Below are 11121 nucleotides of genomic sequence, written 5' to 3'. Positions count from 1 at the left end.
GGCGGCGTCGGGGAGGGGCCGGGACGCGGCAGGGAGAGTCCAGGGCACGACGGGGAGGGGCCGGGACGCGGCTGAGCACGGCCAGGAGGCGGCTGGGAGGGGCCGGGACGCGGCGGGCGCAAGCCCGGAACCGGCCAGCCGGGCCGAGCGCGACGATTTCCCGGTCTGCGGGCGTGGAGGCCGGGACTCCGCGCCTCCTGCCGGGTCCGGCACGTGCGTATGTTGCGTGCTTTTTGAGGAGATCACGGGACCGAGGCGTTCAAACACGGGGCACAGGACACTTCTCGTTCAATTTCTGTCCATCCGACGCCTGTCTTCCGGTACACCCCAACTGCGACCCTCTGCGCGTCCCACCCCGAATCCACCTCGTTCCCCGCAGGGGTCCCGGCTCCGCTCCCGGCCGCTCCGAGGCCGGGCCGCGGCCCGTGTACCCGGCGTCCCGGGGCCGGCCCGTTCCGGCCCCGGTCCCCGCACGCGCCCGCCTTCACGTCGTCACTAGGAGTCCGTATGCGTATCCGTCCTGTCGCCACTGTCGCCGGTGTGCTCATGGGCCTGGCCGCGTCCACGCTCCCCGCGGCCGGCGCCCAGGCCGCCGACGCCCGGGCCGCCGACGGTCACCGCAGAGTGGTGACCGTCGCCCACCGGGGCGCCTCCGCCTACGCGCCCGAGAACACCCTCGCCGCCGTCGACGCGGCGGCCGACCTCGGCTTCACGTGGGTGGAGAACGACGTCCAGCGCACCAAGGACGGCGAGCTGGTCATCCTGCACGACACGTCGCTCGCCCGGACGACCGACGTCGAACAGGTCTTCCCCGGCCGCGCCCCCTGGAACGTCTCCGACTTCACCCTCAAGGAGATCGAGCAGCTGGACGCCGGCAGCTGGTTCGGCCCGAAGTTCGCCGGTGAGCGCGTCCCCACGCTGGAGGACTACATGGACGCGGTCGAGGACAACGGCCAGAAGCTCCTGATGGAGCTGAAGTCGCCCGAGCTCTACCCCGGCATCGAGCGACAGACCCTCAAGGAGCTGCGCGCGGAGGGCTGGCTGGACCGGGACCACGTCAAGAACCGGCTGATCGTCCAGAGCTTCAACGCCGACTCGGTGAAGAAGGTCCACAGTCTGCGCTCCGACATCAAGACGGGCTTCCTCGGGACGCCGGCCGTCGCCGAACTCCCCAAGTACGCGGTCTTCGCCGATCAGATCAACCCCCAGTACAAGTCGATCGACGCCGGATACGTGGCGTCGGTGCACAAGGTCAAGGGACCGCACGGCCGGCCGCTGGAGGTCTTCACCTGGACCATCGACGACGCCGCCAACGCGGTCAAGGCCGCCGGGCAGGGCGTGAACGGGATCATCAGCAACAAGCCGGACGTCGTCCGTGACGCTCTGGAGAAGTCCGGCCGCTGACGCGGAGCGCGTCGCCGAAAACGCCGCGGACAACGCCTCCGGCCCTGGTTCCGGGGGCGTTGTCAGTGGTGGGCCATAGGCTGATGACGTGATGAACGCAGAGCGTGATCAGCGGGGCGGCCGGTCGGGGCAGCAGGAGCGGCCCGGCGCCGGAGAGCCGCCCGTGCAGGGGGAGCCGCTCCGGCGGGACGAGCCGCGCGACTGGGCCTGGCGTGTGCTGGACACCCCCATCGGCCCGCTGCTGCTCGCGGCGACCCGCGACGGCCTGGCCCTGGTCGGCTTCCACGCCGACGAGCGCACCACCCGCCGCACGCTGAGCCGCCTCCGGCAGGCGTTCGGGCAGGACCCGCTCCCGGAGATACCCCACCTGGCCACGGCGGCCGACGAGCTGAACCGGTATTTCGCCGGTGGCCTGCGGGCCTTCACCGTCCCCCTGGACTGGTCCCTGTCCGCGGGCTTCAACGAGCGGGTACTGCGCGAGCTGGCCGCCCACGTCTCGTACGGCACGGTGGTCGGCTATCAGGATCTGGCCGACCGGGTCGGGGAGCCGGGGGCCGCCCGCGCGGTGGGCGCGGCCATGGGTTCCAACCCGCTCCCGGTCGTCGTCCCCTGCCACCGCGTGGTGGCCAGCGACGGGGGCATCGGCGGCTTCGGTGGCGGTCTGGAGACCAAACGCCAGTTGCTGGCTCTGGAGGGCGTCCTCCCGCAGCCCCTCTTCTGACGGCTCCGACCCCTTCCTGCCGAACGAAAGGCACGCACCCGCCATGTCCCGCCAGGTCGCCCTGCTCCGCGGCATCAACGTCGGAGGCAACAGGAAGTTCCCTATGGCCCGGCAGCGCGAGCTGTTCGCGGCCCTGGGCCACGAGGACGTGACGGTCCTCCTGCAGACCGGCAACGTCGTCTTCGCCGATCCGGGCATCCCGCCCCAGGAGACCGCGCGCCGCATCGAGGCCCGGATCGCCGAGGATCTGGGCTTCTTTGTCCCCGTGCTGGTCAGGACGCGTGACGAGTTGGCCGCCGCCGTCGCGGCCAACCCCTTCCCGCAGGCCGTGGCGGAGCCGAAGACCCTCCACGTGACGTTCCTGTCCGAGGTCCCGGCCGACGTGTCCCCGCTGGAGGCGCTCGACTCCGACGCGTACGCCCCGGACCGCCTCCGGCTCGTCGGCCGCGAACTGTACCTGTGGTGCCCGGGCGGGATCGGCCGCTCCAAACTGGCCGAAGCGGTCTCCCGCGCCCGGCTCGGCGTGACGGCCACGGCCCGCAACTGGAACACGGTGACCAAGCTGCTGGCCCTGGCCGACGCCTGACCCGGCCCGCGACCGCCGCGGGAGCACCCGTGGGTCAGTGCAACGACGTGTCGGCCGGGCCCGTCGCGAAGCGGGTGAACCGTACCCGCAGGCCGGCCCGCCGCGGCGAGCAGCAGAAGGGGCCGGCGAGCGCTGTCGCGTCCGGGTCGAGCGGCGCCAGCCGCACCATGCGCCACGGCTCCTGTTCGCGCCGCGCCCGGACGGTCAGCGCGTCACCGCTGCGGCTCACACGCACCGTGACCTCGCGCCCCGCCCACGTCGGTACGGGCGCCAGCGACCAGTCCGACCACTCGCGGGTGACCACCGCGCCCAACTGCGGCACGCCGTCGCTCATTTCCACCCCGGCCTTGACCCAGGTGCGCTCGTCGACCCGCACCATCGCCCCGGCCTGGTCGTACAGTTCGCCGAAGGCGGCGACGAAGGACACCTCGACGGCCGAGTCCGCCGGGAAGGCCGTCAGCAGCGCGTGGCCGGTGTCCCGGACCCAGCCGTAACCGGTCCGCCGCCAGAAGTCGCTGCCCGCGGCGGCCGTGACGACCAGCGGTCCGCTGCCCGGTCCCCCGCCCTCGCGCACCGCTGCCGGCGGCGGGTTCAGCCACCGCGCGTCCTCGGTGTCCCAGCCGATCTCCTCCATGCGCAGCGCCCTCCCGGCTTCCGGCACGTCATGGCCGTCGGCCCACGCTAACCGGCAGCGGCCTCGGCCGTGACTGATTGTCAGTGGCGGGCCGTACGGTTTTCAGCAGGGGGCGGCCACGGTGGCTGTCCGGGGAGGGGGCCGTCACGACGGCGAGCAGAACATGTCCGTACGGCGACGGCGGCGGTCAGCGGTGTCCGCTCCAGGCCGGGCGGTTCGGATCGTCCGCCTTCACGACGACATCGGCGGCCTCCTCGGGCCGCACCTCGTCCTCGTACCGCGCGAAGGCGGGCAGCGTCCACCGCTCGTCCTCCGATGTGCGGCGGGCCAGCGCGGCGGGCGACAGCTTCAGGTGGACCGACAAGTCGAAGGGGAACCAGTGCCCGAACAGCAGCGGACCGTGCAGCAGCAGTACGCCGCCCGGCGGCAGCTCGGTATACGGGCTGCGCGTGGCCCGGTCCGTCCTGGGGTCCCACAGGTCCGGCAGCACCCGCCCCGTACCGCCCGGATCGAGCGGTGTGAACACCTCCCGCCACAGCGCCTGCCGGTCGAACCACTCGTCGTAGTACGCGTCCGGGTCCTCCTTCCCGTACTCCAGGCGGAGCGACGCCGGGCGCAGAAAGCCGTCGGCCGCGACGGCGTGCACGGGCCTGCCGCGCAGTCGCAGAGCCTCGGCGAGCCGCCCGGAGACGTCTGCCGGGCGGGCGGCCGGCGCTCCGTCGATCGCGACGCGCAGCCAGGGGCCGCCGTCCGCCGCCGTCGTCGCGCCGACGCGCTCGGCGAGCGCGTCGGTCAGCCGGTCCCAGGTGATCGCTTCGAGCCGCACGCCTTCATTCTGCCGGGCGTGCCGGGCACACCGGTTAGGGTGGCCGGTCGGGCCAGGGGTGAAGGGTGGGACGCGTGGGGGAAACGGTCGCGGACGGGCAGAGCTGGCTGCGGGTCCCCGTCGGTCCGGAAGGACCGCAGTGGTCCACCCGGGCCGGGACCGCACGCGTCCTGTTCGTGGTGCACAACGTCACCTCCGCCACCCGGCTCCTGGACGTGCTCCCGCTGTTCGACGCCGACCCGCGCGTCCAGTGCCTCGCGACCTGTACGGGTTCCTCGCCTTACCTGCACGGCGTGCCGGAGCTCCTGGCGGACGCCGGGCTGCCCGTCCTGCCCTGGGAGCAGGCCGTGCAGACCCCGGTGGACCTGGCGGTCAGTGCCAGTTACGGAGGCGAACTGCACCTGCTGCGAGGCAAGTTGGCCGTCCTGTCGCACGGCATTGGCTACAATAAGAGGCTTCCGACACCGGACACCGGACACCGGACACCGGACACCGGACACCGGACACCGGACACCGGGCGCAGAGGGCCGTGGGGGCCTTCGGGGCCGGGCGGGATGACGCGCAAGCGCCGGTCTTCGGGCTCTCTCCGGAGTGGCTGCTGCGGGACGGCGAGCCCGTCGCGACGGCGACCGTGCTGTCCCATCCCGAGCAGCTCATCCGCCTCCGCCGCGCCTGCCCGCCCGCTGCCCGTACCGCCGTGCTGGCCGGTGACCCCTGCTTCGACCGCCTGCTGGCCGCGCTCCCCCGCCGCGACAGCTTCCGCCGCGCGCTCGGGGTGTCCGCAGGTCAGCGCCTTGTCGTCGTCAACTCGACATGGGGGCCGCGCTCCCTGTTCGGCGACGACAACGACGTCCTCCCCTGGCTCCTGGACAGCCTCACCCGCGAACTGCCCGTCGACTCCTACCGCCGCTGCGCCGTCCTGCACCCGAACATCTGGCACGGGCACGGCCCCGGTCAGGTGCGTGCCTGGCTGCGGCACGCCGAGCACGCCGGGCTGACCGTCGTCCCTCCGCTGGGCCCCTGGCGGCAGGTCCTGGCCGCCGCCGACGCCGTCATAGGCGACCACGGCAGCGTGACGTACTACGCGGCCGCCATCGGCACGCCCGTACTGCTCGGCGCGTTCCCGGCACAGGACCTCGACCCGGCGTCGCCCGTCGCCGAACTGGGCCGCACGGCGCGACGACTGCGCCCGTACGAACCGCTGCTCCCCCAGCTCGACGAGCTGTGCGCCCACCATCGACCCGGCCGGTACGACCAGCTCACCGCCCTGGCCAGCTCCTCCCCGGGCGCCTCGGCCGCACTGCTCCGTCGCGCCTTCTACGGCCTCATGGACCTGCCCGAGCCCGACCTGCCCGCCTTTCTGCCGCAGCTGCCCGACCCTGCCTACGGGGATCAGTCCCCCGCCGCACCGCCCGCCGCACCGCTCCTGGCCCCTCTACGGGTCCAGACCCGTCTGCGCGACCGGCGACCCTCCGCGGTCCCCGAGATAACCGTCATCCGCCACGCGGACGGCCCCGGCTCGGCCGCGTACCCGACCCCGCCCCCGGATACGCCCGCGTCGGCATCCGCGTCCGCCGGCCACGTCGCGTCCCACTCCGGCGCGCACACCACCGTCCACGAGGACGTGCCCGACGCGACCCGGCTGCCCCTCGCCGACCTGGTGCTCCACCATTGCCGGTCCGAGCCCGGGGCGTGGGCGCATGACGTCATGCAGCGCCACCGGCACTGCGCCATGGCCGCGTGCGTCACCGCACCGGACACCTGTCTCGTACGGATACCGGACGGTCGTCTCGTCACCCTTGCCGCGGCGCCCCACGCGAACGGCCACCGCGACCTGTGCGATCCGGCCGCCTACGCCTCGGCTCTCTACGCCTGGTACGAGCGCGGATTGCCCGTCGAAGCGCTCCTCGACGGCCTGGTCGTGGTGACGGGCGGCACCAGCCACCATCTCCAGGTGACCATCACCCCTCCTCGTTGACCCTGCCCGGCGCCTGCGCCTCCTCCCCCTCTTCCGCATCGACGGCCCTCTGCCGGACGGCTTCCGCCCGGTCGAGACGCGCCCGTACGGCACCGGTTCTGGGCGCTCCCGTCCGCTCGTGGAAGCCGAGCGCGGCCCGGAGATACCGGATCTCACCCGCCGTGTCACCGGCCCGGCTCGCACGGTCGGCGCGCAGCTCCGCCAGGTCCGCCTGCTGGACGACCGAGCCTTCCGCCGCCATGACCGACGCGGCCCGGCCGAGCGGTTCGTCGGCTTCCTCGGGGCGCCCGGCGTCCACCAGGGTCCGTCCGATGCTCATCAGTACCCGGGCCTCGTTGTAGGGATCGGGCAGCGCCCGTATCAGCCCCAGCGCGTGCCGCAGTTGTGTGACCGCCTCCTCGTGTCGGCCCATGCCCTGGAGCGACCGTCCGAGGTGGTGTTCGAGCAGGGCCAGCGCACGCGGGTCGCCGACCTGCTGCGCCAGGGTCCTGGCCGACCGGAAGCACTCGGCGGCATGGCCCCACCGCTCCTGCTTCAGATGCAGCAGCCCCAGGGACTCCACCGCCGTTGCCTCGCCGCGTATGTGCCCGGCGCGCCGGTCGGCGGCTGCCGCCGCCTCGAACTGCGCCTGCGCCTGCCCGTATTCCGCCAGACCCAGGTAGCCGAAGCCGAGTTGGGCGTGCATCCGCCCTTCGGCCTCGGGGCTCTCCTCAGCGCAACGGGCAGCGGCCTCGACGCCGAGCCGGTGGGTGGACACCCACTGCTGGTGGAAGCCGAGCCGTAGGTGCAGCCCCCACATGGTTTCGCACAACTGCCATGTCAGGTCGTCGAGTCCGTGGTCCGCGGCGGCCCGCACCGCCTCGGCCAGATTCTCGCGCTCGCCCCGCAGCCAGGCCAGGGCGCTGAGGCCGTTCTCGTAGGCGGCGGGCCGGCCTGCCAGCCGCGTGTAGGCGGGCCCCAGATGCCAGCGGCCAGGCAGTACGCAGGCGTCGGCCGCGGCCGCGGCGCGCACATACCAGAGCAGTGTCCGGCGGACGGCTGCCGCCGCGCCGGCGATGCCGTCGTGCGTCAGCGCGCGCTGCTCCGCGTACTGCCGCCACACGTCGTGAAACCGGTAACGCACCTGGCAGGAGCCGCCGCCCCGGTCGCCGGGCGCCTCCAGCAGCCGTGCGTCGGCCAGTTCGGCCAGCAGGGCGCTCGCCGCGTCCTCGGGCACTCCTGCGGCAGCTGCTGCGGCGCCCGGCGTCACATGCCACCACGGCCGCAGGCTCGCCAGCCGGAACAAGCGGGCCGCGCCCTCCGAGAGGCTTCCGTACGAGGCGTCCATCGCTCCTCGCATCGGCCCACCCGTCGCGGCCGTCGGCACCTCCGCGTCCCGCGGTTCACGCCCCGCCTCCGGCTCATGCCCCGTCTCAGGCTCATGCTCCGCCTCAGACGAGACCCGTCCGGCGCCCGCGGCTACGCCGCTCTCACCGGCCTCGTCGTACCCGTATCCACTCTCGCTCCGGCGGCTCGCGTTCATCTCGCGCTCCAGCAGCTCCCAGTCCGGCTGTTGCGTCCCGGCGGCGCGCGCCCCGATCGCGCACAGCGCGAGCGGCATTCCGCCGCACCGCCGCACCGCCGCGCCACCGCCTCGACTCCCGGGCCGCTGCCGCCCAGGCGGGCGAGCAGCCCCACCGCGTCAGGCGTGCGCAGCGGTCCGAGCCGTATGGCGTGCGCGCCGTATTCGATCACCAGGCGGCCCAGGTCCGTACGGCTGGTCACGATGGTCAGGGACGCCGGGGACGCGGCCAGCAACGGTCTCACCTGGGCGGCCGAATGCGCGTCGTCGAGGATCGTGAGGATGCGCCGCCCCGCCGTCACGCTGCGGAACGCACTCTCCTGCGCGTCGGGCTCCGCCGGTATCCAGTCCCGGTGGACGCCGAGGTCGCGCAGGAAGCGCAGCAGCACCTCGGACGGCCCGGCCGCTGTCGCGGCGGTGGCGCCGCGCAGGTCCGCGTACAGCTCGCCCTGGCCGAAGCGCCCCCGCAGCGCGGCGGCCAGGCGCAGGGCGGTGGCCGACTTGCCCACACCACCCGGCCCCCACAGGACGACCACGAGCGGCGCCCCGCCGTCCCCCGCGCCTTCGGCGCCGCTGCCCGGCAGCGCCTCGTCCAGTAACCGCGTCACCTCGGCCAGTACGGAGTCCCGGTCGACGAAATGGCGGGTGCCCGGCGGGAGCGTACGGGGCACCGGCGCTCCCGGCACGATCGCCGGCGCGGGCTCCTGGATGGTCAACGTACCGATGCTCTGGGCCTGTACGGCGGCCCCGTATACCGTGCCGCTGATGTCGTTGCGCACACCGGCGGCCACTCCGACGCCCACGGACTGTCCGGGCACGGCCTGTTGGGATGCGGCCGGGCCGGCTGCGGAGGACGGGCCGTGCCCGCCGGCCCCCGTGTCAGTCACGAGCGGGCCCCGTCCCGGCTCCGCCGCCGCCCAGGTTGAGCCCGGAGACCACTCCGGCCTGGATGACCGTCCCGTGCTGCACCCCGCCGCTGATGGTGTTGTGCACCTCGCCCACTTCGGTTCCGGTGCCCTCGTCGGGCCGCAGCTCGGCCAGCAGCTGCCGTAGTTCCCCGGCCGCGGCCGGGTTGTCGCGCAGCGCCCGCCGCAGCCTGACCCGCCATTCGGCGGCCACGTCGGCCGCGCCATCCTCGTCACCGCTGCGCTGCGCGGCGACCAGCTCCGTACGCGACATCTCCAGCTCCCCTTCGAGAGCTTCCTCTTCTTCGCCGCCCCGGCGCCGCGAGAAGAACGCCGCCACCTGCTGCCGTGCCTGTGCCCATCCTTCGGTCACCATCTGCTGCACCAGCGCCGTCGCTCCCGCTGTCGCGAGCGCTGTCAGTTCCGCGTCCATCGGCCCCCCTTGTTCCCGCCGTTCGCCGTACGAGGTGTACGGACGTGTGTGGCTGCCACGGTAGGGAGAACTTCCTCCTCACGCTCCCCTTCCGCTCCCCTTCTCGACTTTCTGTTACTCAACGCTACTCGCCCCCACTGACAGTACGCGTCTCCCGCTCGGCGGGTCACGCCGCCAGGAGCCTCCGGGCCAGGTCAAGGCGGGTGGTGGCGGTCCCGGACGAACTGGTGCGGGTGCGGTGGCGGGGAAGGCGTTCGACAGAGGCGGTGCCGGTTTCGGATTCGAGTGCCGGGGCGTAGCCGGCGGCGCGGAGCGCTTCGAGTGTCGTCGCGGGCGGTTGGGCGCTGGCGAGGACGGTGGGGGCGATGGCGCGCAGGCCGAGGGCCTGGAGGGAGCGGTGGGCGGCGAGTTCACGGATCAGCGCCTCGTCGTCGGACCGGACGCAGCAGGCGGTGGGCACGACGCGCATGCGGCCGTGGGCGCGCGCGGCCTCCTGGACGAGGTAGGTCAGGGGCTGCGGCAGAGATCCGGCCGCCGACGCCTCGGTGAGGCCGCTGAGCAGGGCCGTGGCTTCGTGGCCGGCGTCGAGGGCACGGCGTACGGAAGCAGGAGTGAACCGCCAGGTCACGGCATGGCCTTCGGATTCACGGTCGGCGGCCGACGACAGCAGTCCTGCGAGGGTGACGGACGGTGGCCCCGGCACGACGGCCGTCAGGTCGGCCTGGAAGTGGGCCTGTTGGACGGGCGGTGGGAGAAGGTCGCGGAGGGCGGCGCCGAGGGCTTCGGGGTTCGCCGGGGATGCCGCGAGGAGGGCGTGGCCCAGGGGTGTCAGGGCACCGTGCGCGGTGAGCGCGAGGAAGGCCGCCTCGTCGAGGATGTGGGTGGCGCGGGCTTCGGCCAATGGTTCGCCGACGACGGCCAGTGGGCGGTGCCAGGCCGCGGCGTCGAGGAGAGCGACCAGGTCGGGCCGGTGGTCCGGCACGTCGGACGAACGGGACGATACGGACGCGCCTGCCAGGTCCCGGGAGGGCAGGACGCCGGGTGGGGCGTCGGCCAGCGCTGCGAGGAGGGCGTGGCGCAGGGCCGGCGCGTGCCGGTCCTCGCCGCGCACCAGGACGGTGGGGGTTTCGCCGAACGGGGTGTGCGTGGGGATGGCCCAGAGCGTGGTCCAGGCGGTGAGGACCGGCGCGAGCCGTTCACCGGGGGCCAGATCCAGCCACGCGTCGTACGCCTCGGTGGGTACGGCCGTGATGCCCGCGGGGGTCCGGGTCAGTGCGACGAGGTCGGCGGCGAGAACGAGGTCGAGCAGGAGGCGGGTGCGGGCCTCGGTCGTGCCCGCGGCCTTGGCCAAGCGCTTGATCTCGCGGAGGGCCAGGCCGCCGGTCTTGCGGAGCGCCGCGGGCTGGGCGGCTAGCGAGGCGAGCAGGCGGTCCAGGGTGGCGGCGAGGGTGGATGCCGCGGCCTGGGACTCGCCCTCCAGGGAGGCCGTGGCGAAGGCGCCGGAGCCGGGCGTGGCGGTGTCCGGTGCGGGCGGCTGTGGGGCGAAGGCGCCCAGGTCGTGGGCGGCCAGGAGCTGCGGCGTGCGGGGCGGGACGATGATGGCGCCGTCCTCGGTGGGAGCGGCGAGCCCGTCCTCGTAGAGGAGGTTCAGGGCTGTGGTGACGGCATCGCGGGCGGGGCCGGGGGCGGCGGCGCCGAGGGCCCGGTAGGCGTCGTCCGCCGGGACCGGTTCGGTGGCCAGCTCCGGGAACGACAGCCGGTGTGCCATCAGCGACTGGTAGTCGGCCCCGGCGGCGGGGGCGGCCGGCACGGGGGCGGCGCCGCGGGCCAGGTCCTGGCTGATGCGGGCGGTGGCGGCGAGCAGGTGCAGGCGGGGGTGGTCGAGGTGGAGGACGGTGTGGTGGAGGGTTTCGTACGACCACAGGGCGCCGGCCAGTTCGCGGAGCCGGGTGGGCGCGGGCCTGCGGGACAGCGGTTCCGCGTGGCGGGTGAGCAAAGCGGCCAGCTCTTCGGGCGTGCGCTGGGCGAGGGAGCGGGTGAGTGTGTCGAGACCTTCCACGGCCCCGAGGTTAG

At 73.9% G+C, this 11121-nt stretch carries 10 protein-coding genes; 4 read left to right on the top strand and 6 right to left on the bottom strand.

The genetic code is table 11. The annotated features are described in order from the left end of the window. Positions 1 to 507: 507 nt before the first annotated feature. The 3 genes from ACFV57_RS16225 (at position 508) to ACFV57_RS16215 (ending at position 2711) form a co-directional block, all read left to right on the top strand. Positions 508 to 1404, top strand: coding sequence for a glycerophosphodiester phosphodiesterase (locus ACFV57_RS16225; RefSeq protein ID WP_385231502.1), 897 nt, complete (start codon positions 508 to 510; stop codon positions 1402 to 1404). An 88-nt stretch (positions 1405 to 1492) separates the two neighbouring features. Beyond that, positions 1493 to 2125 (top strand): methylated-DNA--[protein]-cysteine S-methyltransferase, encoded by a 633-nt coding sequence (locus ACFV57_RS16220; protein ID WP_385231499.1) that lies wholly within the window; start codon positions 1493 to 1495, stop codon positions 2123 to 2125. Between the two features lie 43 nt (positions 2126 to 2168). Further along, a complete protein-coding gene (locus tag ACFV57_RS16215) occupies positions 2169 to 2711 on the top strand; it encodes a DUF1697 domain-containing protein (protein ID WP_385231496.1) in 543 nt (180 codons plus the stop codon). A 34-nt stretch (positions 2712 to 2745) separates the two neighbouring features. Here ACFV57_RS16215 and ACFV57_RS16210 read toward each other — a convergent pair whose 3' ends face one another. Together ACFV57_RS16210 and ACFV57_RS16205 are read right to left on the bottom strand one after the other, a co-directional pair. After that, complete coding sequence (locus tag ACFV57_RS16210) at positions 2746 to 3345, bottom strand: DUF1349 domain-containing protein (protein WP_385231606.1); 600 nt, start codon at positions 3343 to 3345, stop codon at positions 2746 to 2748. Between the two features lie 187 nt (positions 3346 to 3532). Next, positions 3533 to 4171: a uridine kinase gene (locus ACFV57_RS16205; RefSeq protein ID WP_385231494.1), complete on the bottom strand. Its 639-nt coding sequence runs from the start codon at positions 4169 to 4171 to the stop codon at positions 3533 to 3535. A 529-nt stretch (positions 4172 to 4700) separates the two neighbouring features. On the opposite strand from ACFV57_RS16205, the gene ACFV57_RS16200 reads away from it, so the two are divergent. Then, the gene (locus ACFV57_RS16200; RefSeq protein ID WP_385231491.1) at positions 4701 to 6149 is read left to right on the top strand and encodes a hypothetical protein; all 1449 of its coding nucleotides are present in this window, start codon (positions 4701 to 4703) and stop codon (positions 6147 to 6149) included. Here the strand turns inward: ACFV57_RS16200 and ACFV57_RS16195 are convergent. The 4 genes from ACFV57_RS16195 to ACFV57_RS16180 all read right to left on the bottom strand — a co-directional run bounded on the left by ACFV57_RS16195 (position 6133) and on the right by ACFV57_RS16180 (position 11107). Beyond that, positions 6133 to 7749, bottom strand: a complete 1617-nt coding sequence (locus ACFV57_RS16195; protein WP_385231488.1) for a tetratricopeptide repeat protein — start codon at positions 7747 to 7749, stop codon at positions 6133 to 6135. The genes ACFV57_RS16200 and ACFV57_RS16195 overlap by 17 nt on opposite strands. Next, positions 7668 to 8528 carry a hypothetical protein gene (locus ACFV57_RS16190; protein WP_385231485.1) on the bottom strand — a complete coding sequence of 287 codons (861 nt, stop codon included), beginning with the start codon at positions 8526 to 8528 and terminating at the stop codon, positions 7668 to 7670. The genes ACFV57_RS16195 and ACFV57_RS16190 overlap by 82 nt, the downstream gene beginning before the upstream one ends. A gap of 61 nt (positions 8529 to 8589) precedes the next feature. Next, positions 8590 to 9048, bottom strand: coding sequence for a hypothetical protein (locus ACFV57_RS16185; RefSeq protein ID WP_385231483.1), 459 nt, complete (start codon positions 9046 to 9048; stop codon positions 8590 to 8592). Positions 9049 to 9214: 166 nt separating this feature from the next. Next, positions 9215 to 11107, bottom strand: a complete 1893-nt coding sequence (locus ACFV57_RS16180; RefSeq protein WP_385231480.1) for a helicase-associated domain-containing protein — start codon at positions 11105 to 11107, stop codon at positions 9215 to 9217. Positions 11108 to 11121 lie beyond the last annotated feature (14 nt).

The sequence above is a fragment of the Streptomyces sp. NPDC059788 genome, from assembly GCF_042732265.1.
Classification (GTDB): Bacteria; Actinomycetota; Actinomycetes; order Streptomycetales; family Streptomycetaceae; genus Streptomyces.
The sequence above is the reverse complement of the archived record's forward strand: the minus strand, read 5'-3'. Positions and strand labels throughout refer to the sequence as shown.